The following is a 24,450-nucleotide window of genomic DNA, read 5'->3' on the forward strand; positions in this document are numbered from 1 at the left end:
TCCAACATCGGTTTGGGGGTGATTCTAGCTCGGCCCCGGCAGGCTTGCCCACTGCACAAGCAAGGTCTCGAGCAGCAGCACACGGTTCAGATTGGCCTTGGCCAGCACTTTCTGTCGCTGCGCCAGCAACCAGTCCTGCATGGCCAGTACCCTCGCTGAGGACGATTTCTGCGCCAGGTAGCGAACCACCTTGGCAGTGTCCTTCGGACCCAGCCCCAGATCATCCTCGGTGAGCTGGAAGCGCAGCACCAGCAGCGACCATTCGCAAAACCAGTCGAACAATAGCACGAGAGGCAGCGCATTCCATTGCTCGGCCAGTTGGCTGGGCGTGATCTGCTGCTTGTGCAGCTTCTTGAGCCCCTCCACCACCTGCGCCCGAAGCGCCAGCCCGCCCTGCTGGTGCAGCCTGACTGCACCCAAGGGCGAACCCGCGGCCAGCTGCAACAAGACCTCGCGGCATTCGTCATCCAGCTCCGGGAGGCGCCGCCCCAGCCACTCCAGAGCCTGCCCCCATTCCGGGAGGGGAAACGCCTGCTGCACACAGCGACTCCTGATGGTGGGCAGCAACCGGCTCGGCTGATGGCTGATGAGAATCAGGTGGGTATTGCCGGACGGTTCTTCCAGGCTCTTCAGCAAGGCATTGGCAGCGTTGAGGTTCATCGCCTCGGCGGGTTCGAGCAAGACCACCTTGCGGCCGCCGAGCTGAGCGGTCTGTACGACAAAGCCGACCAGATCCCGGACCTGGTCGACCTTGATCGCCTTGTCAGCTTCCTCTGGCTCGAGCAGGTAGTGATCGGGATGGGTGCCAGCGGCCAATAGCAGGCAACTCTTGCATTGCCCGCAGGCAACCGGGGGTTGCGGTCGCTGGCAGAGCAGGAAGGCCACCAAGCCGTCGGCGAAGGCTCGCTTGCCCACCCCGGCCGGGCCATGGAACAGGTAGGCATGCGGATGTTGCCCTCGGCTGGTGAGCTGCGCGCGGAGCGCGGACTGCCACGGGTAGCAATCAACCACGGGCACGCTCCAGCAACTCGGGAAGCAAAGCGTCTAGCGCACTTTGCACAGCGGCCAGCGGCTGTGCCGCATCCACCACGCGGTACCGCGCCGGAGCTTGCCCCGCGCGCTGCAGATACATGGAACGCACGGCCTGGAAAAATTCCCCGGCCTCCTGTTCGAAACGATCCAGCCTCCCTCGCGCGGCCGCCCTGGCGAGGCCGGTGGCCACCGGCAGATCGAACAGCAGCGTCAGGTCGGGTCGCAGGTCACCCTGCACGAACTGCTCGAGCTGCTCGATCCGCGCCAGAGACAGACCTCGCCCACCACCCTGATAGGCATAGGTTGCATCGGTAAAGCGATCACAGAGCACCACCGCACCCCGTGCCAGGGCTGGCCGAATAACCTGGGCGAGGTGTTGCGCGCGCGCAGCGAAGACCAGTAAAAGTTCGGTATCCGCCGCCATGGGTTCGTCACAGGGGGTCAGCAACAACTCGCGGATACGTTCGGCCAGGGCCGTGCCGCCCGGCTCACGGGTGAGCACCACGTCCAGCCCGTGCTCTCTGAGCCGCTCGGCCAGGTATTCGCGATTGGTGCTCTTGCCCGCCCCTTCCGGCCCTTCAAGCGTGATGAAAAGGCCCATCATTCCACCACCTCGGGGCTGACCGAGGATTGCGGCGGCGGGCTGGACCGGTAGTCGGCCCGACGGTTGAGCTGGTAGGCACGCACTGCCCGGTTGTGCTCGTCGAGGGTGTCGCTGAACTGATGGCTACCATCTCCGCGCGCGACGAAGAACAGGCTGGTACCCTCTTCCGGATGCAACGCCGCATGGATGGCCTCGCGCCCGACCATGGCGATCGGTGTCGGCGGCAAGCCTGCCGTGGTGTAGGTGTTATAGGGCGTCGGGGTACGTAGATGGGTACGCGTGATGCGCCCGGCATAGCTCTCGCCGAGGCCGTAGATTACGGTCGGATCGGTCTGCAGTAGCATGCCCTTCTCCAGACGGCGGATGAAGACGCCTGCGATCTGCCCACGTTCATGGGGCACGCCGGTCTCCTTTTCGATGATGGAGGCCATGATCAGCGCCTCGTAGGGATTCTTGTAGGGCAAGCCCTCGCTACGCTTCTCCCATTCATCGCTGAGCACCGCCTCGAGCCGCACGAAAGCACGGCGCAGCAGTTCGAGGTCGCTCAGCCCGCGGGTGAAGGCATAGGTGTCGGGGAAGAATCGACCTTCCGGGTGCAGATCGGGCTGACCCAGGCGCGCCATGACGTCCTCATCGCTCAGGCCTGCGAGGGTCTGCTCGAGCTTGGGCTGCCCCGCCAGGGCGGCGCGCACCTGGCGGAAGTTCCAACCCTCGACCAGGGTAAAGGTGTGCTGCACCACTTCGCCCCGCTGCCATAGCCCGACCAGGTCGGCGACCCGCATACCCGGGGTCAGGCGATATTCGCCGCTATGCAGGGTCTGGCTCGGCAGATTCAGCCGCCAGTAGAGACGCAGCCAGAACGAATCTTCCAGCGTGCCTTCGGCTTCAAGGCGCCGAAACAGTCCGCTCGGGGTATCGCCAGAGCGCACCTCGAGAAATTGCGGCTCATCGATCGCCATCGCCTGGCCCAATGCCGAACGCTGTTTCCAACTGGCATAACCAAGGCCCATCGCAGCGAGAAGAGCCGCGGCCAGCAGGACTACTATCAGTTTACGAATCACGGGATACCTGTCTGGTTGGCCAGCAAGCCTTGCAGTTTACGAGTGAGCGGACCGACCGACCAGCGATGGGCCTCCAGAGCGACCACCGGCCATATGCCATAAAGACTGTTGCAAAGGAACACTTCCTCGGCCTGGTACAGATCGTCCAGATCCACATCAGTGACCACGCACGCCAGACCAGCACGCTCGGCAAGGAAAAGAATCTCCGCCCGCATGACCCCGGCCACGCCACAGCGGCTCAGGTCGGGAGTGACCAGTCGTTGCTTGCGGACCAGCAACAGATTGCTGAACACGCCTTCGATGACCCGGCCCGAGTAGTCACGCATCAACCCTTCAGCGAAGCGAGAATCATCCCATTCGGCCCTGGCCAACACCTGTTCGAGCCGATTGAGATGCTTCAGGCCAGCCAGCAGAGGCTGCTCGGCAAGCCTCGTCACGCAAGGAAAAAGCGCGACCCCCTGCGCGGCGTGGGCCTCCGGGTACTGGGGCAAGGCAGCGCCGATCAACAGCCTGCTTGGCCTGCAAGGCTCCGGAAAACGATAACCCCGCAGGCCACTGCCACGCGTCAGGATAAGCTTGCATACGCCCGCGCCCAGCGCCTTGGCAAAGGCTCGAATTTCGGTGGTGAGCAGCGCCTCGTCGCAGGGTATCGCCAGACGCCTGCAACCCTCGCCGAGCCGGGCCATATGACGGGACAGCAGGTGCGGCTGCCCCTGGCTGATCTTGATGGTTTCGAACAGCCCGTCGCCATAGGCCAGCCCACGGTCGTCCACAGCCAGCCCGGCAGCGGGCCGACCATCCAGCCAGGCCAGTTTCACCCGGCAAAGCGGCGGAACAACAGCGAGCCGTTCGTGCCTCCGAAGCCGAAGGAATTCGACAGCGCGACCTCGATGGGCATGGGTTTGGCTTCATGCGGCACGAAATCCAGATCACAGCCCTCATCCGGATCGTCCAGGTTGATGGTTGGCGGCGCCACCTGGTCGCGAATGGCAAGGATGCTGAAGATCGCTTCAACTGCCCCGGCCGCGCCAAGCAGGTGGCCTGTCATCGACTTGGTCGAGCTCACAGCCAGCTCATAGGCATGGTTCCCGAACACCTGCTTCAGTGCCGCGGCTTCGGCCTTGTCCCCCGCTGGCGTTGAGGTGCCGTGCGCGTTGATATAGTGCACCCGCGCCGGATCGAGGCTGGCATCCTTCAGGGCGCTCGCCATGCACCTGGCGGCGCCGGCGCCGTCCTCGGGAGGAGCGGTCATGTGGAAGGCATCGGAGCTCATGCCGAAACCAATGAGCTCGGCAAGGATGTCGGCCCCCCTCGCCTTGGCGAATTCAAGCTCCTCGAGCACCAGAGCCCCGGCGCCGTCTGACAATACGAAACCATCACGACCCCGATCCCATGGACGGCTCGCGGCGGCAGGATCATCGTTGCGCGTGGACAATGCGCGCGCCGCAGCGAAGCCCCCGATGCCCAGCCCACAGGCAGCCATCTCTGCGCCACCGGCTACCATCACGTCCGCTTCGCCGTAAGCAATGTTCCGTGCGGCCATGCCGATGCAGTGCGTGCCCGTGGTACAGGCGGTGGCAATGGCGTAGTTCGGCCCTTGCAGGCCAAGGTGAATCGACAGGAAGCCAGACACCATGTTGATGATGGAACCGGGTACGAAGAACGGCGATATCCGCCGTGGCCCCTGCTCGATCAGCGAAGCGCAATTGCTCTGGATGTTGGTCAGCCCGCCGATTCCCGAGCCCATGGCGACGCCAATTCGCTCGCGATTGGCATCGGTGATTTCCAGTCCCGAATCCCGCACGGCCTGAAAACAGGCCGCCAGACCGTATTGAATGAAGAGGTCGAGCTTGCGTGCCTCTTTGACCGGCAGGTACTGCTCGACTTCGAAGCCCTTGATCGAGCCACCGAATCGAGTGGAAAAGGCCGAAAGGTCTGTATGCTCGATCGCCGCGATACCACTTCGGCCAGCGAGGATTCCCTGCCAGGTGCTCGGCACATCGTTGCCCAGTGGCGATACCATGCCCATCCCGGTGACCACGACGCGTCTACGCGACACAGCATTCTCCTTAATCTTCACTATGTTGGCGGCTGCCCGACTGCTTAGGGCACCCGGCCTCTTGATGACCGCAGAGGCCTTTTTCAGACCGGTATGACGGAAAAGCCGCACTACCTCGATCGAGGCAGTGCGGCTTTTCGCAATCGAAGCGTTCGACTACCCGCTACACGTATTACTGAGCGTGAGCGTTGATGTAGTCGATGGCTTCCTGCACGGTGGTGATCTTCTCGGCCTGCTCGTCCGGAATCTCGGTCTCGAATTCTTCTTCCAGAGCCATAACGAGCTCGACGGTATCAAGAGAGTCAGCACCCAGGTCCTCGACGAAGGAAGCGCTGTTGGTGACTTCCTCCTCCTTGACGCCAAGTTGCTCGGCAACGATTTTCTTGACGCGTTCTTCGATGGTGCTCATAACCTTGTTTTAACTCCTATGGATAAATCCAGCCCGGCTGGTTTGCGCGGTAGTTTATAGAAAGGGTTTTCCGCTTTTCAAGCTGAAAGCGGCGCCTTGCCGGCGTGGTTACAGCCAAATCCCTCTAAAACAACCAATACGTTATAGCTCCGTCACTACAGACATCCCATTCCGACCGGGAGGTCCCTTACATGTACATTCCACCATTCACCGGCACTGTGGCACCGGTCACATAGGAGGCGTCGTTCGAAGCGAGAAACGCCACTACCTTGGCGATCTCTTCAGCCTGCCCCAGGCGAGCCAGCGGAATCTGGGTCTGCAAGGCCTGCCGCTGCGCCTCGGGCAATTCCCGGGTCATGTCAGTGTCGATGAAGCCCGGCGTGACGGCATTGACAGTGACCCCCCGCGAGCCCACCTCACGGGCCAGTGCCCGACTGTACCCTTCGAGACCGGCCTTGGCTGCAGCGTAGTTCACCTGACCGGCGTTGCCCATCGCACCAACCACCGAACCGATGCTGATGATCCGCCCCCAGCGCGCCTTGGTCATGCCGCGCAGCACCCCTTTTGTTAGGCGATACAAGCTGTTGAGGTTGGTATCGATGACATCGAACCACTCGTCGTCTTTCATCCGCAGCATCAAATTGTCGCGGGTGATGCCGGCGTTATTGACCAGGATGGTGGGCTGACCAAGGTGCTGCTCGATATGCTTGAGCGTGGTCGCCACCGACTCGTCGCTGGTGACATCCAGCACCAGGCCCGCACCTTCGATGCCGTTGTCCTTCAGCGCCTCGGCAATCCGCTCGGCACCCGACGGCGTGGTCGCGGTCCCGATGACGATAGCGCCCTGACGGCCGAGCTCAAGCGCGATCGCCTGGCCGATACCGCGGCTGGCGCCGGTGACCAGCGCAACCTTGCCCTGCAATTTCATGGTGTTCTCCTTGTTCAAACCAGTGCCGCCCGAGCCGCCATGAATGCGTCCGGGGTGTCGAGGTTATAAGTATTGACGCCTTTGAGGCAGCGTTTGTTGAGCCCGGACAGCACTTTGCCCGGTCCGCATTCAACCAGGCCGGCCACGCCGTTCTCGCCCAGGGCGACCATCGACTCGACCCAGCGAACCGGACTGTAGAGCTGCGCCAGCAGATCCTGCTTGAGGCGGCCCAGTTCGTTGACCACCGAGGCGCTGACGTTTTGCACCAGCGGCACGCTAGGCGCCTGCCAGGCCACCGTGGAAATCGCATCGGCGAAACGCTCCGCCGCCGGACGCATCAGGTCGCAGTGCGAAGGCACGCTGACCGGCAGCGACATGGCGCGCTTGGCACCACGTGCCTTGCAAGCCTCGATGGCGCGCTCGACAGCTGCTGCCGAACCCGCGATAACCACTTGGCCCGGCGCATTGAAGTTGACCGCACTGACGACCTGTCCCTGCGCAGCTTCGGCACAGGCAGCCAGTACCTCGGCATCGTCCAGGCCGAGGATCGCAGCCATGCCACCCTCGCCCGCCGGCACCGCCTGCTGCATCAGCTGTCCGCGCAGCTCGACAAGCTTCACGGCCTCGACGAACGACAGACTGTCAGCAGCGACCAGTGCCGAATACTCGCCAAGGCTATGCCCGGCCACATACGCAGGGCGCGCGCCGCCCTCGCTGAGCCAGAGGCGCCACAGCGCCACTGACGCCGCGAGAATGGCCGGCTGGGTCTTGTCGGTCTGATTCAGCTGCGCCTCGGGGCCCTGCTGGGTGAGCGCCCACAGGTCGTAACCCAGCGCATCGGAAGCTTCGGCAAACGTCTGCTCGATCAGGCTGTGCTGCGCGGCGATATCGGCAAGCATGCCCAGAGACTGGGATCCCTGCCCGGGAAAGACGAAGGCGAAGTTTGAGGACATGGCACACATCTCTTGTTGGTCTGGAATGAAGCGCCTACAGAGCCGGCGCAGCGATTTCACTTGGATGCCGCTTGTGCGGCGATGGTCACACCCGGCTAGAGCATGGGCTGCAGGCGACGACTCAATTGCTGCGGCAGGTCCTGCTCGATGTCTCGCAGCGCGTTACGCAATGCCGCCTGGAAATCCTCGCGCCCTGCCCCCCCGTGACTTTTCACCACGATGCCCTGCAGCCCCAGAAACCCGGCGCCGTTATATTGGGACGGCACCAGCTCGGCGCGCAGTTCTCGCAGCAGAGGGATGGCAAGCGCTCCCTGCAGCCTTGACAGCCAGGAGCGCCTGAACAGCACCTCGCCCTTGCGACTCAGCATGCGCGCCAGCCCTTCGCTGGACTTGAGCAGCACATTGCCCACAAAGCCGTCGCATACGATCACGTCGGCCTCGCCGCGAAACAGCCCATCACCCTCGATATACCCCTGATAGTTCAGATCCTCGACCTGCTGAAGCAGGACGGCGGCCTGCTTGACCAGTTGATTGCCCTTGGTGTCCTCTGTCCCGACGTTCAGCAGTGCCACCCGCGGCTGCGCCGTACCCAGCACTTGCGCCGCCACCGAACCCATGATGGCGAACTGGCAGAGGTTGTCCGGCGTGCAGTCTACATTGGCCCCCAGGTCCAGCAGCAGACAAGGGTTGCGCTCGGTCGGAATAGCGGCGGCCATTGCCGGACGGTCGATGCCTGGCAGCGTCTTCAGCACATGCCGGGCGAGCGCCATCAGCGCGCCGGTGTTACCCGCGCTGACGCAGGCATTGGCCCGGCCATCGCGGACCTGTTCGAGCGCGAGACGCATGGATGATTGCGGCTTGCCGCGTAGTGCCAGGGAAGGCAGTTCGTCCATCCCGATCACCTCGGGGGCGTCAACAATCGACAGGCGTGAGCGATCGACTCCCTGATGGGAATCGAGATAACGTTCGAGATGGGAGGCTTGACCGACGAGGATCAGGTGCAGCGAGGGGTATTCGGAGAGACAATCAAGACTTGCAGGGACAATGCAGCGGGGACCGTAGTCCCCACCCATTGCATCCACCGCAATGATCGGAGCAGACAAGGATTACTCGTCGGCGCCCTTGTCGATCACCTTGCGACCACGGTAGAAGCCGTCCGGCGAAACGTGGTGACGCAGGTGAACTTCACCGGTGCTCTTTTCGACGGACAGGGCGCTCGACTCGAGAGCATCGTGGGAACGACGCATATCACGAGCGGAACGGGATTTTTTGTTCTGCTGAACAGCCATTGAATTCAACTCCTAAACGTTTGGGTCACGCTTTAACTGCGCCAGCACGCTGAACGGGTTGGACCGCTTCACCTCGTCCGGCTCCGGCTCATCGGAACCAGGCGCCTGGCAATCTTTCGGATCGTGGAGTGGAACAATGGGTAGCGCGAGCAACAGCTCGTCCTCCACCAGTGCCAGCAGATCCAGGGGATCTTCTCCCACTTCCAGCACGTCGTAGCCCGAAGGCAGGTGCTGGGTATTCGCCCCCTCGTTCACGACTGCATAATCGCACTCGCTCTGAATCGGCAGCTCAACCAGCTCCAGGCACCGCTGGCATATCATCTTCACCCCGACTTCGAGGCGACTGTGGACAACCACAGCCCGCTGCTGGTCGCGCTCGAAGGCCAGGCTGACATCAATGACGCCGTCCTTGCTTTCCAGTGCATCGGCCAGCCGCTCAAGCTTGACCAGAGGCAGCACACCCTTGAGAGTGGCGCCCCGATCGGCAAGTTTGCGCGGATCGATGTGCGAGGGTATCTGGTCTTTCAACATAAGCGCGGCATTCTATGTATGGACCCCTGGCCTGTCAAAGGGTATTCCATCGCGTTCGTCAGTCTCTCCACCTGGCACCACCCACCTCCTATATTAAGGAAGAAACATGAAGCCCCTGGTCCTGGCCTCGAGCTCCCCTTACAGACGAGAACTGCTCGCACGCCTTCGGCTGCCATTTGCCTGGCAGGCACCTGCGCTGGACGAAAGCCCTCTGCCCAAGGAATCGGCGCCTGCACTGGTGAAACGTCTGGCGGCTGCCAAGGCCCGCGCACTGGCCGAGGCGTTCCCGAATCACCTGATCATTGGCTCGGATCAGGTCGCGGTACTGGATGACAGGATTCTCGGCAAGGCCGGAGGCTTCGAGCGCGCCCGCGAGCAACTGCTTGCCGCCAGCGGCCGCCGCGTTACATTCCTCACCGGGCTTGCATTGCTCGACAGCCGCAGCGGTGAAATGGAAATCGACTGCGTGCCTTTCTCCGTGGATTTCAGGTCGCTCGACGAAACCCGTATCGCACGCTATCTGCATGCCGAGCAGCCCTACGATTGCGCTGGCAGCTTCAAGGCCGAAGGGCTCGGGGTCAGCCTGTTCCGCGCCACCGAAGGCAGCGACGCCACCAGCCTCATCGGCCTGCCACTGATCAGGCTGGTCGACATGCTGCTTGCCAGAGGCGTCGAGATTCCCTGAATCCTAGCGCAGTACCACGCCCTGCATACCCATCCACACGGCCAATCGATCCGCAACGCCAGCACCGAGGCGCTTGGCGAAGCGTTCGAAAGGCGATTGCTGTACGGTGAAGTCGCGAATGGAGGGCTCACCGATGACACTGCGCGCCACGTAGCCGGTGTTACCCAGACCATCGACCAACCCCAGCTCCAGCGCCTGCTCTCCGGACCAGATGAGGCCGGAGAACACCTCGGGATGGCTGTCCACCTGCAGCCGATCCCCGCGCCCTTGCTGAACGCTTTCGATGAACTGGCGATGGGTTACCTCGAGCACGTCTTTCCAGAAGCGGGTTTCTTCCGGCTTCTGCGGCTGGAAGGGGTCGAGGAATGCCTTGTGCTCACCCGCGGTATACACCCGACGCTCAACCCCGAGGCGATCCATGGCCTCGACAAAGCCAAAGGTCGCCGCCGTCACCCCGATGGAGCCCACCAGACTGGCCTTGTCGGCATAGATCTCGTCCGCCGCGCTGGCGATGTAGTACGCGCCCGAAGCCCCGAGGTCGGAGATCACCGCATAGACCTTCTTGTCGGGATACTCGCCGCGCAATCTGAGGATCTCGTCATAGATGTAACCTGACTGGACCGGACTGCCGCCGGGACTGTTGATGCGCAAGACGACGCCTCGGGTCTGCTCATCCCGAAAGGCCGCACGCAAACCGCCGACGACATTGTCCGCACTGGCCTCTTCGCGATCCACGATCATCCCGCGCACGTCGATTACCGCGGTATGCCCGGCGGAGGTTTCACCCTGACCGAATTTCAGCATGGGTGAAAACAATGCCAGGGCGCCGAACAGATAGACGAAGGTCAGCAGCTTGAAGAAGATGCCCCAGCGCCGTGCACGACGCTGCTCCTGCACTCCTGCCAGCAGCGTCTTTTCCAGCAGCTTCCAGCTTTTCGCGTCACCGGCTTCCTTTTCTTCCGGTGCCTTCCAGTCTTCCGCCATCAATACGACCTCATAAGAGTATTAGGAAAGCCAGGTCGCCAACTGATCGAATCGATCGACCAGCAGGCTCGGCCGACTACGCCGCAGCACTTCTGCACTCTGAGCCCCATAACTGACCGCTACCGCGTCCATTCCGAGGCGAGCAGCCATCTGCAGATCGAATAGCGAGTCCCCGACCATCACCGCGCGGTGAACCGGCGTCCGGCAATGCGCCAGGATCTCGTTGAGCATCAGTGGATCCGGCTTGCTGGCCGTCTCGTCGGCACAGCGCGTAATATCGAAGAACTGCTCATAACCATGCCCTGCCAGAACCCTGTCGAGTCCCCGGCGGGACTTCCCGGTAGCCACCGCCAGGCGGAACCCGGCACGACGAAACGCATCGAGCATTTCGACCACCCCTGGATAAAAGGGCGAAGGCTCGGCCTCCAGGGACAGGTAACACTCAGCATAGAGCCCTTGGAACGCACTGATCTCGTCATGCCTGGTCAACCCGGGATAGAGCGCCGCGATGGCCTGCGGCATGGCCAGCCCGATGATGCCCTTGACGTCCTCGTCCTCGAGCCGGGGCAGCCCCAGGGCCTGAGCCGCACGATGCATCGCCAGCACGATGCGCCCGATAGAGTCGACCAGGGTGCCATCCCAGTCGAAGATCAGCACATCATAAGGACGCCGACTGTCAGTCACGCGCCGCCCCGCCCAGCCGCTCGAGGGTACGGCTCCAGGTTTCGTCGACGGGCGCCTCGAGCTCGAGCTCACCGCCTTCCGGCAACGGAATACGCAGTGAATAGGCATGCAGGAACAGACGCTTGCCACCCAGCTCGCGGACTTCACGCGAAAAGTCGTCGTCACCGTACTTGCCGTCACCGGCGATGACATGACCGGCATGCCGTGCATGCACCCGAATCTGATGGGTCCGCCCGGTCACCGGACTGGCCTCGACGAGCGTGGCGAAGTCGCCGAAGCGCCGTAGCACTTTGAACAGGGTCAGCGCATCCTTGCCCTCGACACTGACGTCCACCATACGCTCACCGGAGCGCAGCGTATTCTTCAGCAGCGGAGCGCTGACCTGCTTCTTGCCGCTGTCCCAGCGTCCGCGCACCAGCGCCAGGTAGCGCTTGTCAACCCCGTCACCGCGCAGCGCCTGATGCAGATGACGCAACATGCTGCGCTTCTTGGCCACCATCAGCAGCCCTGACGTATCGCGATCCAGACGATGCACGAGCTCGAGCTCCTTGGCGTCAGGCCGCAACTGGCGCAGCGCCTCGATCACCCCGAAGCTCAAGCCGCTGCCACCGTGCACGGCGATACCGGCAGGCTTGTTGAGCACGATCAGCGCCTTGTCCTCGTGGACGATGGCAGCCTCCAGCCGCTCCAGCAGACTCGAAGCCAGCGGCGCGCACTCGTCACGCTCGGCCAGGCGCAGCGGCGGCACACGTACCACGTCACCGGCCTGCAGCTTGTACTCGGGCTTGATCCGCCCTTTGTTCACCCGCACTTCGCCCTTGCGCAAAATGCGGTAGATAAGAGTTTTCGGAACACCCTTGAGCTGGTTGCGCAAGTAGTTGTCGATACGTTGGCCGGCAAGCTCCGGCGCCACCACGAGCATCTGCACGCCGGTGGTCTGAGAGGGGGTAGTGGTCATCGGCGCATCATAGCAATTCCGTGCAATTGAAGCACAGGGAGCTTGCTGATATAGTCCGGGATGCCGCCAAAAGCGGTCAGGTCAGTGGAGGCCAGCGAAACTGGCATGTTCCCGACCGTGAGCAATCTGTTCCAGGGTGTTAGGTGGCCCTCCGGTAGTCCTTCCTCGAAGCGAGAACGGGCTCTGAAATTCGCCTCGCAAGATATGCCGTGACCCCCCTACGGGGTTCATGAAATTACCCAACCGCTCACGGATACTGCGAGCGGCACCCGATTTTCTAAGGATTGAGTGTAGGTGGAGATGCACAGCTTTCGGCATGCGTAGTGTTAGCTTATCCAGACGTCACTTCTCGTCCGCTACCGAAAACTGATTCCTCCTCCTGATTATTGCTTCTGTCATAACACAGCGAGCAGGAGACGTAGTCGCGGCCCGGCCATGAACCGGCAGCCGCTGGACACAGCGCCGCATCGCAGCGCTGATACGCACCAGACACCGACCGTGAGAGTCGTGGGTGCCGATTGCCGTTCCCGGTAGCCCGGATACCAATTGGTACTACATGAAAAGAATGCTTATCAACGCAACTCAGCCTGAAGAGTTGCGTGTCGCACTTGTCGATGGCCAGCGGCTGTTCGACCTGGACATCGAGTCCGGTTCGCGCGAACAGAAGAAGGCGAACATCTACAAGGGCCGTATCACTCGTGTCGAGCCCAGCCTGGAAGCCGCCTTCGTCGACTTCGGCGCCGACCGGCACGGTTTCCTGCCGCTCAAGGAAATCTCCCGCGAATACTTCAAGAAGACCCCCGAAGGGCGGGTGAACATCAAGGAAGTCCTTTCCGAAGGCCAGGAAGTCATTGTCCAGGTCGAGAAGGAAGAGCGCGGCAACAAGGGCGCAGCCCTGACCACCTTCATCAGTCTCGCCGGGCGCTACCTGGTGCTGATGCCGAACAACCCCCGCGCTGGCGGCATCTCCCGCCGCATCGAGGGCGAGGAGCGCAACGAGCTCCGCGAGGCCCTCAACGGCCTCGACGTCCCCACCGACATGGGCCTCATCGTACGTACCGCCGGCCTGGGTCGTAGCAGCCAGGAGCTGCAGTGGGACCTCGATTACCTGCTGCAGCTCTGGACCGCGGTCAAGGAAGCGTCCGCCGATCGCGCCGCGCCCTTCCTGATCTATCAGGAATCGAATGTCATCATTCGTGCGATCCGTGACTACCTGCGCCAGGATATCGGCGAAGTGCTGATCGATAGCGTCGAGGCCCAGGAAGAAGCCCTGTCCTTCATCCGCCAGGTGATGCCGCAATACGCCAGCAAGATCAAGCTCTACGAAGACAGCGTTCCGCTGTTCAACCGCTTCCAGATCGAAAGCCAGATCGAGACCGCCTTCCAGCGCGAAGTGAAGCTGCCGTCGGGCGGCTCCATCGTCATCGACCCGACCGAGGCGCTGGTCTCGATCGATATCAACTCGGCGCGCGCCACCAAGGGTGGCGACATCGAGGAAACCGCCCTGCAGACCAACCTGGAAGCGGCCGAGGAAATCGCCCGCCAGTTGCGCCTGCGCGACATCGGCGGCCTGATAGTCATCGACTTCATCGACATGACGCCGGCCAAGAACCAGCGCGCGGTGGAAGACAAGGTCCGCGAATCGCTCGAGGCCGACCGCGCCCGCGTACAGGTCGGTCGCATTTCCCGCTTCGGCCTGCTGGAAATGTCTCGTCAGCGCCTGCGCCCTTCCCTTGGTGAAACCAGCGGCATCGTCTGCCCGCGCTGTAACGGCCAGGGCATCATCCGCGACGTGGAATCCCTGTCGCTGGCGATCCTGCGCTTGGTCGAAGAAGAAGCCCTGAAGGACCGCACCGCCGAGGTGCGCGCCCGCGTGCCCTTCCAGGTCGCGGCCTTCCTGCTCAATGAAAAGCGCAACGCGATCACCAAGATCGAGCTGCGCAGCCGTGCGCGCATCTTCATCCTGCCGGACGATCACCTCGAAACCCCTCATTTCGAGGTCCAGCGCCTGCGGGACGACAATCCCGACCTGGTCGCTGGCCAGCACAGCTACGAGATGGCCGCAAGCGAAGCCGAGGAGGTCCAGCCGGTCAGTTCCACCCGGACACTGGTCCGCCAGGAAGCCGCGGTCAAGACCGTTCCGCAGCGCAGCGCCCCGATTCCCGAAGCCGAGCCGACCGAAACCGTCGCACCGAAGCCAGTGACCCCGGCCGCTCAGCCAAGCCTGTTCCAGGGCCTGGTCAAATCCCTGGTGAGCCTCTTTGCCGGCAAGGAAGAAGAAAAGCCCGCACCTGCAGAAAAGCCCGCAGCCGCGCCCCGCGCTCCACGCAGCGACGAGCGCCGCAACGGCCGTCAGCAAAACCGCCGTCGTGATGGCCGTGACCGTGACAATGGCACCCGGGATGAAAAGCCCCGTGAAGAACGCCAGGCCCGTGACGAGCGACCGCCCCGCCCTCCCCGCGAAGAGCGCAAGCCCCGTGAGGCCCGCGAACCTCGTGAACCGCGCGAGCAGTCGACCGAAGCCGCTGAGGTGGCTCCGACTCCAGCTCCGCGCCGCGAACGCGCCCCGCGTGAAGAACGCCAGCCACGCGAGGAGCGCAAGCGCGAATTGCGCCCAGCGCTGGATGCCGTAGACACACCGGAAGGCGACAACAGTGCCGCCACGCCAGTCACCGAAGAGCGTGCCGAGCGCAAGCCCCGGCCCCCCCGCGAAGAGCGCAAGCCGCGCCCGGCTGCGAGTGAGGAAGCCACCGAGGATTCCTTGCAAGCTGAGGACAGCCAGTCCGAAGACGAGACTCAGAACGGCAGCGACGAAGAGCGTCCACGTCGCCGTTCGCGTGGACAGCGTCGCCGCAGCAATCGTCGTGAACGCCAGCGCGATGGCAACGAACCAGAGCTGGAGATGATCTCGGGCAACGCCGACGCCGACGTCGAGGTCCAGGCGCCGGTCAAGTCAGAGCAGATCGCCATCGCGGCAACCGCGGCGGCCATCGCCGCCAACACCGCTGAGGCCGACACCCAGCTTCCGGTATCCGCTGAAAGCCTCGAGGCGCCGGCTGCCTCCGCTGTAGAGGCTCAAGAGCCACGTATCAGCGAAGCGCCAGAAGAGCCGCAACGCGCAGATGTCGCCGAAACGGTCGCCACTCAGCCTTCCGCACCGGCCGAGCAGGCCGAGCCAGAGGCAGAAGCGGTCGAGCCAGTCCCTGCGCCTCGCGAGGACACGCCTGCCGCCGTCGACGAAGCACCGGCCCAGCCCGGCGCTCCTGAGCAGCCGCGCGAAGCCGTCACGCAGCAGGCTGAGCCAGTGGCTGAGCCCAAGGCTGAAGTCGTCGAGCCGGAAACCCAACCCAGCGCCCCCATCAGCACCGGTCGTGCACCAAACGATCCGCGCGAGAAGCGCCGTCGTCAGCGTGAAGCCGAACGTCTCGCCCAGCAGGCCCATGCAGCCGAGGCTGCTCAGCCGGTAGCAGCCGCTGAAGTGCCGGTAGAGACCACCGGCGAAGCCGAACCCGCGCCGCAGGAAGAGCCGCTTGCACAGGTAGCTGCCGCGCAGTCTCTCGCCAGCCCGGAGGTCGTTGCCGCCCAGGCATCCGAGGTACCCGAGTCGGTATCGGAGCCTGAGCCGCAGACCGTGCCTGTCGCAGCTGAGGTAGAGGCTGAGACCAGCAAGCAAGCCGAACCCCCGATGCAGCACGATGAGGAACCGGCGCCGCAATCAGCAGTGGTCGAGCCGATCGCTTCCGAGCGGCAAGCCGCCGAGGCTTTCGAAATCGAAGGCGGCGACGAGGAGCCCAAGGCTGGGCAGGCGCCCGAGCCTACGCCAGACGAATCGACCGAGCGCGAGCATCGGGAGCGGCCGCGAGGCTGATCACCGCGACAAGATCAAGGGATGCTTCGGCATCCCTTTTTCATGGGCGTCTGGCGTGTTCCAATGGCGATCGGAATGATCCATGCCGATCTCAGCCAGGGAAGCGCTTGATGAACCTGCTTAACCGCTATGCCTTTTTTGCACTCTGCATTCTCTTCACCTTGGCGAGCCTGCCGTGGCTCAAGAGTCTCTGGCCGTTGAGCCTGATCACCGCATCGCTCAGTGTCCTTGGCGTGATCGACCTGCTCCAGACCAAGCGTGCCGTGCGTCGCAACTACCCGATCCTGGGCAACCTGCGCTATCTCTTCGAGTCAGTACGCCCGGAGATCCGGCAGTATCTGATCGAAGGCGATGGCGAGCAGTTGCCGTTCTCCCGCGCGCAACGGTCGCTGGTCTACGCCAGAGCCAAAAACGAGAATGCCGACAAGGCCTTCGGCACCTTGCTGGATGTCTACGGCCAAGGCTACGAATTCATGGGCCACGCCATCCGCCCGGCGGCGGAGCGTGACCCAGACGAGTTCCGCACGACCATCGGCGGGCCACAATGCCGTCAGCCCTACTGCGCATCCATCTTCAACATCTCCGCGATGAGCTTCGGCTCGCTCAGCGCCAATGCGGTCCGCGCGCTGAACCGGGGGGCGAAGCTGGGCAATTTCGCCCATGACACCGGCGAAGGCAGCATCAGCGTGTATCACCGCGAGCATGGCGGCGATCTGATCTGGGAGCTGGGCAGCGGTTACTTCGGCTGCCGTGACCAACAGGGGCGCTTCGATCCCGATCGCTTTGCCGTACAGGCGCAGGCCAGGCAAGTGAAAATGATCGAACTCAAGCTCAGCCAGGGTGCCAAACCCGGGCACGGCGGCATCTTGCCAAAGCACAAGATCACCGCGGAAATCGCTGCGACACGTGGAGTCCCGACGGACCGCGACTGCGTATCTCCCGCCAGCCATGAGACCTTCTCCACGCCGCTGGAGCTACTTGAGTTTCTCGCCCGGCTGCGCAGGCTCAGCGGCGGCAAGCCAGTCGGCTTCAAACTGTGCGTCGGCCATCCCTGGGAATTCATGGGCATCGTCAAGGCCATGCTCGAAAGCGATATCCTTCCGGATTTCATCGTTGTCGATGGCAAGGAAGGCGGCACGGGCGCCGCGCCGCTGGAATTCACCAACCACATCGGACTGCCCCTGCGAGAAGGCCTGCTGTTCGTTCACAACACGCTTGTGGGTGCCGGCCTTCGACAGCACATCAAACTCGGCGCCAGCGGCAAGCTCATCAGCGCGTTCGACATCGCCAGTGTACTGGCCATGGGAGCGGACTGGGCGAACTCTGCCCGGGGCTTCATGTTTGCCGTCGGCTGCATACAGTCGCAGAGCTGCCATACCAACCGATGCCCTACAGGCGTCGCAACCCAGGACCCGCTGCGCCAGCGCGCACTCGTGGTACCGGACAAGGCCCAACGGGTATTCAACTACCACCGCAACACACTCAAGGCTCTGGCGGAAATGCTCGCCGCGGCAGGCCTCGAACACCCAGGCCAGCTCACACCGGCGCATCTCGCCCGCAGGGTGTCTGGCACCGAGATCAAGCTGCTCTCGCAGCTGCATATGTTTGTCCAGCCTGGCGCCTTGTTGGCAGCGGAGCCGGTGGAAGGCTTCTACGGGAAAATGTGGGCGCTGGCGCAGGCGGAGAGCTTCCAGCCAAGGCAGCACGACACGGACGCCTGCAATGCCGTCCTGCGAGCATTGTTCAAGGGGCAACCGCATCACCCCTCGAAGACGCTCAGCGAGGCCTGAACCAGGCTCAGAGTAGCACCGGCTCCATTTCCAGAACGACCCCGAAGCGCTCGCTGACATCCGCCTGGATACGCTTCGCGAGGCTCATCACCTGTTCGCCGGTTGCCTGGCCATGGTTGACCAGCACCAGTGCCTGAGACCCATGTACCCCGGCATCGCCCTCTCGAAAGCCCTTCCAGCCGGCGCGCTCGATCAGCCAGCCAGCGGCAAGCTTGCTCCGGCCGTCCGCTTGCGAGTAGGCCACCAGGTCGGGACAACGGCTGGCCAGCGCCCGCGCCTGGTCGCCAGTGACGACAGGATTCTTGAAGAAGCTGCCAGCGTTCGGCAGGACCGCCGGGTCGGGCAACTTTTCCGTGCGCAGCGCGCAGATCACCCGACTCACGTCTTCCGGGCGGGGTCGGGTGATACCCTCTTCCGCCAGGCGCTGACGAATCGGGCCGTAGTCCAGCGTTACCTCGGGCGTACGCCTGAGCGCGAAGCGGACCCGCAGGATCAACCAGCGTCCCAACTCGCGTTTGAAGCGGCTGTCCCGATAGCCGAACGCGCAGGCCGGCGCATCAAAGCTCCGGCGTTCCCCGGTGTGCAGATCGAGCGCATCGAGCCCGGCGAAGCGGTCCTTGATCTCGACCCCATAGGCGCCGATGTTCTGGATCGGCGCCGCACCCACCGTTCCTGGAATCAGGCTGAGGTTCTCCAACCCATACAGCCCGGATGCCAGGCATCCGCTGACGAACGGATGCCAGGGCTCGCCCGCCTCGGCCTCGACGATCACCTGCGGCCCCTGCTCGGCCACCCGCCGCGTGCCCCGGCTGCCCATCCTCAGCACCAGCGCCGGGACATCACCGGTCAGTAGCAGATTGCTGCCTCCCCCGAGGGGCAACAGCGGAACACCGAGGGCCCGCGCCAGGGCAATTGCCTCATCCACCTCAGCGTCCGTGCGGGCCTCGGCGAACCAGCGCGCCGCTCCTTCCAGGGCGAAGGTGTTGTAGGGCTTGAGACTGACATGCTCGCGCAGCAGGAGACTCACCGGCGCCCCCCAGCTTCTGTCAGCAGCGCGTCGCTGGCCTGCACGATGAGGTCCAGCTCCTGTTCGAACCCGTCACCTTCGCCATAGTCGCCGATGCCTGCCGACTCGACGTGTACGCTCGCCTCGAGCCCCGCCGACGCCGGACGCTGACGAAACACGCCCTCGGCAGTCGGCGAACGGCAGATATTGTCCAGACAGACGGACAGGACGCGCATCAGGCCCCCAGCAGCCGACGAACCCGCTCCAGGTCGTCGGCGGTATCCACACCGGCCGGCGGGGTCTCACAGGCGTCGGCTACATGAATGCGCTGGCCATGCCAGAGCGCTCGCAGTTGCTCCAGGCATTCGGTGTTTTCCAGCCAGCAAGGACCCCAGGCAACGAAATCGGCAAGGAAACCCGCCCGATAGGCATAGATGCCGATGTGTCGGCGATAGGGTACGTCGACCGGCAGGCTGCCCGGCTGCGCCGCAAAGCTGTCGCGGGCCCAGGGCAAGGGGGCACGACTGAAGGTCATGGCAAGACCCTGGGCATCGCTGAGCACCTTGACCACGTTCGGATTGAACAGGCTCGCGGCATCATGCAACGGCTCGGCCAGCGTCGCCATTGCCGCCTCCGGGTACGCCGCGAGGTTGGCCGCGACCTGGTCGATGACGCGCGGCGGTATCAGTGGCTCATCACCCTGCACGTTGACCACGATGGCATCCTTGGCCAGTCCCAGCTGCGCCGCGACCTCGGCCAGCCGATCGGTGCCGGAGTTGTGCTGCGCAGCGGTCATCACCGCTTCGCCGCCGAAACCCTCGCAGGCTTCGACAATACGCGCATCGTCGGTAGCGATCACCACCCGTGCCGCAGCGCTCCGGCAGGCCTGCTCCCAGACGCGCTGGATCATGGGCTTGCCGGCGATATTCAGAAGCGGCTTGCCCGGCAAGCGGCTCGAGGCGAAACGTGCAGGGATCACTACCGTGAAAGGGATGCTCATTTGTCCAGGCGCTCGTCCACATCGAGGGTACGCGCTTCACTTTCAATCATCACCGGGATGCCGTCGCGCACCGGGAAGGCCAGCCCGTCGGCCTTGCAGATCAGCTCGGTCTTGTCGTGCACCAGCTTCAGCGGCCCCTTGCAAAGAGGGCAAGCCAGAATGTCGAGTAGTTTGGTATCCATGCGTCGATCCTGAAGAAGCCGTCAGGCCAGACGCCGGACGGCTAGGGGTGGTAGGGCAGCAAACGCGCCAGTTGCCCGTCGAACCATTGTACGAAGCCCGCCGAAGGGGCCGCCTCCACCTGCAGGTAGTACCATTCCGGCTGAGCGAAATCGCGGCACTTCACCGCATCCTTCTCCGTCATCAACAAAGGCAGCGACGGGGCGAAGTCCAGTTGCTCCGGGCGGTACTGGGCATGATCGGCAAAGGCGTGGGTAATCGGGCGCCAGTGTAGCGCCTCGAGCGTGGCGAAGAAACGCTGCGGGTTGCCGATCCCGGCCATCGCATGAATCGCCTGCCCGGCTGCCAGATGGTCGAGCGGGAAGCGCTGGCCATCGTTGAGACGAACCAGGGCCGAGGGACGCAGCGACATGCCGAAGCCGCGGTCGGTATCTTCCTGCGAGCCATTGAGCAGAACCGCGTCGACGCTGGCCAGCCGCTCGGCTGGCTCACGCAGCGGGCCTGCCGGCAGGCAACGGGCATTGCCGAGACCGCGACGGGCGTCGATGAGTACCATCTCCAGATCGCGGGCCAGGCCGTAATGCTGAAGGCCATCGTCCGACAGCAGCAAATCGAGCGGTTCGCTTTCAAGCAGCGCCCGTGCTGCCCTTCCCCGATCCGGGTCGACCATCAGCGGTACACCGGTCCGCTCCACGATCAGCAGCGGCTCGTCCCCGCAAAGCTGAGCCGGCTGGCCCGCGCATACCCGCCAGGGCAACCGCGGCGGCCGGCCTCCGTAGCCGCGACTGATCACCCCGACCCGCAAGTCGCGGGCGCGGCAGTGCTCGATGAGCCACAGGATCAATGGCGTTTTGCCAGTACCGCCGACGGTGATGTTGCCCACCACCAGGACAGGGACAGGCGGCCGATAGCCGGGCCGCTTTCCCTCAACGAAGCGACGTCGTTTGCCGCTGACCACAGATCGGTAGAGGAGCTCCAGAGGGCCCAGCAGGGCCAGTGCCGGATGCCCCTCGTACCAGGCACGCTGCAAACGCTCGCCCCATTTGCTCAAGGCGCCGCCTCGGTCGCCTCTACCGTGGTGATGCGCAACTGGCTGAAGCCAAGCTTGCCAGCGGCATCCATGGCAGTGATCACGGCCTGATGCGGCGTCCGGCCATCGGCACTGATGACCACGGGCATCGAGCTGTCGCCGCCCGACTCGCGGGTCAGCGCGGCCATCAGCGTGGCCAGGTCACTGCGAAGCAGTGGATTGCCGTTGAGCGAGAAGCTGCCCTCGATATCGATCAATACCTCCAGCTGGCGCTGCTCGGCTTCCGGAGGTGCGCCGGTCGCGGCCTCGGGCAGATCGACCCGCATCTGGGTTTCACGAGTGAAGGTGGTGGTCACTACAAAGAACAGCAGGAGAATGAAGATCACATCGATCAAGGGCGCGAGGCCGATCTCGACGTTTTCCCGCGGTTTACGTCGAAACTTCACGCCCTGCCCTCGTCAAGCTCGACCTCACGGTCCCCTTGCATCATCTCGACGAGCTTGATCGCGTCCTGCTCCATGCCCACCACCAGCTCATCGACCCGGCGCTGCAGGTAGCGGTGAAAGAACAGCGCAGGGATGGCGACAATCAGGCCCGCCGCGGTGGTGATCAGCGCCTTGGCGATGCCACCGGCGAGCAGCGGCGCATTGGCCATGCCGCCCCCCATGAAAGAGCTGAAGATTTCGATCATGCCGAGGACAGTCCCGAGCAGTCCCAGCAATGGTGCCGTCGCCGCAATGGTACCCAGGGCGTTGAGATAGCGTTCGAAACCGTGAACGATCCGCGATGCCGCCTCTTCGATACTCTCCTTCATGATCTCGCGACCATGTCGGGCATTGACCAGGCCGGCAGCGAACAGCTCGCCCAGCGGCGAATCGGCACGCAGCTCCTTGAGGTAGGCGTTGTTGAGCTTGCGTCCCTTGATGCGCTTCCAGACCTGGCCGAGAAGCTGGGGCGGAGCGACCTTGCTGGGGCGGAGCGTCCACAGCCGCTCAGCGATGATGCCAGCGGCGACGATGGAGCAGAGAATAATCGGCAGCATGATCCAGCCGCCTGCTTTAACCAGTTCCCACACGAATCGAACCCTCTCGGAAATCGGGGCACTCTAACATAGCGGACGTCGCTCACTGGCCGCTGCCGTTCTCGAAATCACGCCAGAAACGCCGTGTCTGTCGCAGTCCCGTGGCCTTCCCGAAGCGGCCCAGTTCGAGGTAGATCGCGCCCTCCAGTGCCGTATCATGCAGGTGCATGCCTGCGTCGCGGGCTCGGGCCAGAACATCGGGGTGCGGATGTCCGAAATTGTTGTGACGCCCCCTCGACACCAGGCCGAACGCCGCGCCCACGCCGTCGAGAAAGGCGGCCGACGAGGAGCTGCGGCTACCGTGGTGCGGCAGGAGCAGCCAGCGCGCGCCAAGGGTCACGCCACTTGCAATCAGCTCCGCTTCGATCTGCCGGTCGATGTCGCCGGTGAGCAACAGTCGCTCGCCGCCGGCCTCGACGATGAGCACGCAACTCGTCTGGTTGCTGCTCACCGGCGCGGAGGCCCGCCACAAGGTTAAGCGTACGCCATCCCAGGCCCAGCTCTCGCCTGCTTCGCAGGTCTCGGCCTGCAGAGCGACAGGTAACCGTTCAGGCTCTCCGCTCACCGTACGCAGCGGACCAAACGCACGCATGATGGCCGGAGCGCCTCCGGCGTGATCGAGGTCGGCATGACTGAGCAGCATCAGATCCAGGCGCTTGATCCCCAGAGCCTGCAGAGATGGCACCACCACGCGCTCGCCGGTATCGAAGTCGCCAAAGCGTGGCCCGGCGTCATACAGCAGCGCATGCCGGGCCGTCTGTACCATCACCGAAAGCCCCTGGCCAACGTCGAATATCCAGATTCGCGCCGTGCCGTCGTCCGGCGTATCTGGCGCTGGCAGGCACAACGGCAGCAGCATCGCCAGACCGAGCGGACGCATCGGCAGCCCCGCCGGTAGCAGCAGGACAAGTATTCCGGCTCCAGCCAGCAGGAGAGCCCCGGTCGAAAATCCGCCCGGGCTCCAAGGTGGCTGCTGCTCGGCAAGCCAGCCCAAGACCAGAAACAAACCGTGCAGCTGCAGCCCGCACAGCCACAGCACCGCCTCACCCACCAAGGGCACCGCCAACAGCAGCGTGCCAAGCAGCACCAGCGGAACGATGGCAAAGCCGACCCAGGGCACCGCCAGCAGGTTCGCCAGCGGGCCACTGAAGGCAACCGGCAGCCCGAGGGCAACCATCAGCGGCAGCAGCCCGAGCGTCGTGGTCCACTGTGCGCGAGTGAGGCTGTGCCACCAGCTCCAGGCGCCGAGCCGTCCGGAGAACACCAGCGTCAACACGGCCACCGCGCCGAACGACAGCCAGAACCCCGGTTGCAGGCTTGCCAGCGGCTCGACCAGCAGCACCAGATTCAGCGCCAGGAGAATCGGCAGGCCGACGCCCAGGTGGCGGAAACGCAACCGCCACAGCAGTACTACCGCGAGCATGGCGCAGGCGCGCTGGACCGGCACCTCGAAGCCCGCCAGCCAGCCGTAACCCAGCGCTCCCGACAGCGCCAGGGCGCAGGCACAGGGCAGCCAGGGCAGTCCGCGCGGCCATAGTCCGCGACGCGCCAGGCCCTGTACCAGAAAATAAAGCAGCCCCGCCAGGATGCTGATGTGCGTGCCGGAAATCACCAGCAGATGCACGGTACCCGTGTCACGCAGGATATCCCAGTCCCGAGACGACAATCCCGAGCCATCCCCCACCACCAATGCGGTGACGGCGCCGGCCCGCCCATGCGCCTCGAGCCCGGCCAGCCGGGTGCGAAGCCGGTCTCGCCAAAGACCTGCCCCGCTGCCAGATTCGAGTCGCTCACCAGCCTTTACCGTGCCGGTGGCACCGATTCGGCGTGCCAGCAACCAGGCCTCGTAGTCGAACGACTGCGGGTTGATCAGACCGTGCGGGCGTTTCAAGGTAGCCGCCACGCGCCAGCGTTCGCCCGCCTGAAGCGGCGGCCCGTCGTACCAGCCCAGCCGCAGGCGCGGCGGAATACCGGCATGCCGAGAACGGATGTCTTCCAGCTCGAAGCGCACCACACCACTGCCCTGGGCCGGCAGACCGACTACCCGGCCCTCGAGCCAGAACGTGCGGCCATCCAGCTCCCTCGGCAGTTGCTGCTCCAGTACCTGCCCTGCCGTGACACAGCCCCAAGACAGGCCCAGACAGAACAGCGCGAGGGCCTCCCGCTGCATCAGCCCCAGCCCTACCGCGAGGCCCACCAGCGGAAGGAGTATCGGTAACGGGGGCAAGGCCGGCAGGAAGCGGAGCAGCGCCAGCCCCGCCGCCAACGCAAAGAGTTTTTTCAACATCGTGACGGAATCCTTTCCAGACGATATCGGA

The 24,450-nt window shown here is 63.9% G+C and carries 24 protein-coding genes and 1 pseudogene; 3 read left to right on the forward strand and 22 right to left on the reverse strand.

Going from position 1 to position 24,450, the window contains the following annotated elements; genetic code table 11:
* Nucleotides 1-24 precede the first annotated feature (24 nt).
* The 11 genes from ACFOMF_RS14835 to ACFOMF_RS14885 all read right to left on the reverse strand — a co-directional run bounded on the left by ACFOMF_RS14835 (nucleotide 25) and on the right by ACFOMF_RS14885 (nucleotide 8,866).
* Nucleotides 25-1,011 carry a DNA polymerase III subunit delta' gene (locus ACFOMF_RS14835; protein ID WP_386366252.1) on the reverse strand — a complete coding sequence of 329 codons (987 nt, stop codon included), beginning with the start codon at nucleotides 1,009-1,011 and terminating at the stop codon, nucleotides 25-27.
* Nucleotides 1,004-1,636 (reverse strand): dTMP kinase, encoded by a 633-nt coding sequence (tmk, locus tag ACFOMF_RS14840; RefSeq protein WP_386366254.1) that lies wholly within the window; start codon nucleotides 1,634-1,636, stop codon nucleotides 1,004-1,006. Before tmk ends, ACFOMF_RS14835 begins: the two co-directional genes overlap by 8 nt.
* Entirely contained in the window at nucleotides 1,633-2,697 is a 1,065-nt protein-coding gene (gene mltG, locus ACFOMF_RS14845; protein WP_386366256.1) for an endolytic transglycosylase MltG, read from the reverse strand. Before mltG ends, tmk begins: the two co-directional genes overlap by 4 nt.
* A complete protein-coding gene (pabC, locus tag ACFOMF_RS14850) occupies nucleotides 2,694-3,509 on the reverse strand; it encodes an aminodeoxychorismate lyase (protein ID WP_386366858.1) in 816 nt (271 codons plus the stop codon). Before pabC ends, mltG begins: the two co-directional genes overlap by 4 nt.
* A 2-nt stretch (nucleotides 3,510-3,511) precedes the next feature.
* On the reverse strand, nucleotides 3,512-4,756 hold the full coding sequence (gene fabF, locus ACFOMF_RS14855; protein ID WP_386366258.1) for a beta-ketoacyl-ACP synthase II: 1,245 nt from the start codon (nucleotides 4,754-4,756) through the stop codon (nucleotides 3,512-3,514).
* A gap of 172 nt (nucleotides 4,757-4,928) precedes the next feature.
* Nucleotides 4,929-5,165, reverse strand: coding sequence for an acyl carrier protein (acpP, locus tag ACFOMF_RS14860; protein WP_003283670.1), 237 nt, complete (start codon nucleotides 5,163-5,165; stop codon nucleotides 4,929-4,931).
* 187 nt (nucleotides 5,166-5,352) lie between these two features.
* Entirely contained in the window at nucleotides 5,353-6,093 is a 741-nt protein-coding gene (fabG, locus tag ACFOMF_RS14865; RefSeq protein ID WP_386366262.1) for a 3-oxoacyl-ACP reductase FabG, read from the reverse strand.
* Between the two features lie 14 nt (nucleotides 6,094-6,107).
* Nucleotides 6,108-7,046 (reverse strand): ACP S-malonyltransferase, encoded by a 939-nt coding sequence (fabD, locus tag ACFOMF_RS14870; protein WP_386366264.1) that lies wholly within the window; start codon nucleotides 7,044-7,046, stop codon nucleotides 6,108-6,110.
* Between the two features lie 95 nt (nucleotides 7,047-7,141).
* On the reverse strand, nucleotides 7,142-8,149 hold the full coding sequence (plsX, locus tag ACFOMF_RS14875) for a phosphate acyltransferase PlsX (RefSeq protein ID WP_386366266.1): 1,008 nt from the start codon (nucleotides 8,147-8,149) through the stop codon (nucleotides 7,142-7,144).
* 3 nt (nucleotides 8,150-8,152) lie between these two features.
* Entirely contained in the window at nucleotides 8,153-8,335 is a 183-nt protein-coding gene (gene rpmF / locus ACFOMF_RS14880; protein ID WP_386366268.1) for a 50S ribosomal protein L32, read from the reverse strand.
* Nucleotides 8,336-8,347: 12 nt separating this feature from the next.
* Nucleotides 8,348-8,866, reverse strand: a complete 519-nt coding sequence (locus ACFOMF_RS14885) for a YceD family protein (RefSeq protein WP_386366271.1) — start codon at nucleotides 8,864-8,866, stop codon at nucleotides 8,348-8,350.
* Nucleotides 8,867-8,972: 106 nt separating this feature from the next.
* Between ACFOMF_RS14885 and ACFOMF_RS14890 the strand changes: the two genes are divergently transcribed.
* Complete coding sequence (locus ACFOMF_RS14890) at nucleotides 8,973-9,551, forward strand: Maf family protein (protein WP_386366274.1); 579 nt, start codon at nucleotides 8,973-8,975, stop codon at nucleotides 9,549-9,551.
* Between the two features lie 3 nt (nucleotides 9,552-9,554).
* On the opposite strand, the gene ACFOMF_RS14895 is transcribed toward ACFOMF_RS14890, so the two are convergent.
* Genes ACFOMF_RS14895 through rluC form a run of 3 tightly spaced genes read right to left on the reverse strand, consistent with a single transcriptional unit; the run spans nucleotide 9,555 to nucleotide 12,177 of the window.
* Nucleotides 9,555-10,535 carry a S49 family peptidase gene (locus tag ACFOMF_RS14895; RefSeq protein WP_386366275.1) on the reverse strand — a complete coding sequence of 327 codons (981 nt, stop codon included), beginning with the start codon at nucleotides 10,533-10,535 and terminating at the stop codon, nucleotides 9,555-9,557.
* A 21-nt stretch (nucleotides 10,536-10,556) separates the two neighbouring features.
* Nucleotides 10,557-11,219: an HAD-IA family hydrolase gene (locus tag ACFOMF_RS14900; protein ID WP_386366277.1), complete on the reverse strand. Its 663-nt coding sequence runs from the start codon at nucleotides 11,217-11,219 to the stop codon at nucleotides 10,557-10,559.
* Nucleotides 11,212-12,177 carry a 23S rRNA pseudouridine(955/2504/2580) synthase RluC gene (gene rluC / locus ACFOMF_RS14905; RefSeq protein ID WP_386366279.1) on the reverse strand — a complete coding sequence of 322 codons (966 nt, stop codon included), beginning with the start codon at nucleotides 12,175-12,177 and terminating at the stop codon, nucleotides 11,212-11,214. The genes ACFOMF_RS14900 and rluC overlap by 8 nt, the downstream gene beginning before the upstream one ends.
* 556 nt (nucleotides 12,178-12,733) lie before the next feature.
* Between rluC and rne the strand changes: the two genes are divergently transcribed.
* Together rne and ACFOMF_RS14915 are read left to right on the forward strand one after the other, a co-directional pair.
* Nucleotides 12,734-16,045, forward strand: a complete 3,312-nt coding sequence (gene rne / locus ACFOMF_RS14910) for a ribonuclease E (RefSeq protein ID WP_386366282.1) — start codon at nucleotides 12,734-12,736, stop codon at nucleotides 16,043-16,045.
* Between the two features lie 110 nt (nucleotides 16,046-16,155).
* Nucleotides 16,156-17,745, forward strand: a pseudogene (locus tag ACFOMF_RS14915) (FMN-binding glutamate synthase family protein); the annotation flags it as partial.
* A 97-nt stretch (nucleotides 17,746-17,842) separates the two neighbouring features.
* Here ACFOMF_RS14915 and murB read toward each other — a convergent pair.
* Genes murB through ACFOMF_RS14955 form a run of 8 tightly spaced genes read right to left on the reverse strand, consistent with a single transcriptional unit; the run spans nucleotide 17,843 to nucleotide 24,419 of the window.
* Nucleotides 17,843-18,862, reverse strand: a complete 1,020-nt coding sequence (gene murB / locus ACFOMF_RS14920; RefSeq protein ID WP_386366285.1) for a UDP-N-acetylmuramate dehydrogenase — start codon at nucleotides 18,860-18,862, stop codon at nucleotides 17,843-17,845.
* Nucleotides 18,859-19,077 carry an arsenate reductase/protein-tyrosine-phosphatase family protein gene (locus ACFOMF_RS14925; RefSeq protein ID WP_386366287.1) on the reverse strand — a complete coding sequence of 73 codons (219 nt, stop codon included), beginning with the start codon at nucleotides 19,075-19,077 and terminating at the stop codon, nucleotides 18,859-18,861. The genes murB and ACFOMF_RS14925 overlap by 4 nt, the downstream gene beginning before the upstream one ends.
* Nucleotides 19,077-19,841, reverse strand: a complete 765-nt coding sequence (gene kdsB, locus ACFOMF_RS14930) for a 3-deoxy-manno-octulosonate cytidylyltransferase (RefSeq protein WP_386366289.1) — start codon at nucleotides 19,839-19,841, stop codon at nucleotides 19,077-19,079. Before kdsB ends, ACFOMF_RS14925 begins: the two co-directional genes overlap by 1 nt.
* Nucleotides 19,838-20,023 (reverse strand): Trm112 family protein, encoded by a 186-nt coding sequence (locus ACFOMF_RS14935; protein ID WP_386366291.1) that lies wholly within the window; start codon nucleotides 20,021-20,023, stop codon nucleotides 19,838-19,840. Before ACFOMF_RS14935 ends, kdsB begins: the two co-directional genes overlap by 4 nt.
* A 41-nt stretch (nucleotides 20,024-20,064) precedes the next feature.
* Nucleotides 20,065-21,072: a tetraacyldisaccharide 4'-kinase gene (lpxK, locus tag ACFOMF_RS14940; protein ID WP_386366293.1), complete on the reverse strand. Its 1,008-nt coding sequence runs from the start codon at nucleotides 21,070-21,072 to the stop codon at nucleotides 20,065-20,067.
* Nucleotides 21,069-21,497, reverse strand: a complete 429-nt coding sequence (locus tag ACFOMF_RS14945; protein WP_386366295.1) for an ExbD/TolR family protein — start codon at nucleotides 21,495-21,497, stop codon at nucleotides 21,069-21,071. Before ACFOMF_RS14945 ends, lpxK begins: the two co-directional genes overlap by 4 nt.
* Nucleotides 21,494-22,126 carry a MotA/TolQ/ExbB proton channel family protein gene (locus ACFOMF_RS14950; RefSeq protein ID WP_386366297.1) on the reverse strand — a complete coding sequence of 211 codons (633 nt, stop codon included), beginning with the start codon at nucleotides 22,124-22,126 and terminating at the stop codon, nucleotides 21,494-21,496. The genes ACFOMF_RS14945 and ACFOMF_RS14950 overlap by 4 nt, the downstream gene beginning before the upstream one ends.
* A gap of 49 nt (nucleotides 22,127-22,175) precedes the next feature.
* A complete protein-coding gene (locus ACFOMF_RS14955) occupies nucleotides 22,176-24,419 on the reverse strand; it encodes a DNA internalization-related competence protein ComEC/Rec2 (protein ID WP_386366299.1) in 2,244 nt (747 codons plus the stop codon).
* Nucleotides 24,420-24,450 lie beyond the last annotated feature (31 nt).

The sequence above is a fragment of the Stutzerimonas tarimensis genome, from assembly GCF_042648805.1.
Taxonomy (GTDB): Bacteria; Pseudomonadota; Gammaproteobacteria; order Pseudomonadales; family Pseudomonadaceae; genus Azomonas; species Azomonas tarimensis.

Coding starts and splice junctions, on each gene's coding strand:
- tmk (WP_386366254.1), bottom strand. CDS start 1,636: ATGATGGGCCTTTTCATCACGCTTGAAGGGCCGGAAGGGGCGGGCAAG.
- acpP (WP_003283670.1), bottom strand. CDS start 5,165: ATGAGCACCATCGAAGAACGCGTCAAGAAAATCGTTGCCGAGCAACTT.
- fabG (WP_386366262.1), bottom strand. CDS start 6,093: ATGAAATTGCAGGGCAAGGTTGCGCTGGTCACCGGCGCCAGCCGCGGT.
- fabD (WP_386366264.1), bottom strand. CDS start 7,046: ATGTCCTCAAACTTCGCCTTCGTCTTTCCCGGGCAGGGATCCCAGTCT.
- rpmF (WP_386366268.1), bottom strand. CDS start 8,335: ATGGCTGTTCAGCAGAACAAAAAATCCCGTTCCGCTCGTGATATGCGT.
- ACFOMF_RS14885 (WP_386366271.1), bottom strand. CDS start 8,866: ATGTTGAAAGACCAGATACCCTCGCACATCGATCCGCGCAAACTTGCC.
- ACFOMF_RS14890 (WP_386366274.1), top strand. CDS start 8,973: ATGAAGCCCCTGGTCCTGGCCTCGAGCTCCCCTTACAGACGAGAACTG.
- ACFOMF_RS14895 (WP_386366275.1), bottom strand. CDS start 10,535: ATGGCGGAAGACTGGAAGGCACCGGAAGAAAAGGAAGCCGGTGACGCG.
- rluC (WP_386366279.1), bottom strand. CDS start 12,177: ATGACCACTACCCCCTCTCAGACCACCGGCGTGCAGATGCTCGTGGTG.
- rne (WP_386366282.1), top strand. CDS start 12,734: ATGAAAAGAATGCTTATCAACGCAACTCAGCCTGAAGAGTTGCGTGTC.
- ACFOMF_RS14925 (WP_386366287.1), bottom strand. CDS start 19,077: ATGCGCGTCCTGTCCGTCTGTCTGGACAATATCTGCCGTTCGCCGACT.
- kdsB (WP_386366289.1), bottom strand. CDS start 19,841: ATGAGCATCCCTTTCACGGTAGTGATCCCTGCACGTTTCGCCTCGAGC.
- ACFOMF_RS14935 (WP_386366291.1), bottom strand. CDS start 20,023: ATGGATACCAAACTACTCGACATTCTGGCTTGCCCTCTTTGCAAGGGG.
- ACFOMF_RS14955 (WP_386366299.1), bottom strand. CDS start 24,419: ATGTTGAAAAAACTCTTTGCGTTGGCGGCGGGGCTGGCGCTGCTCCGC.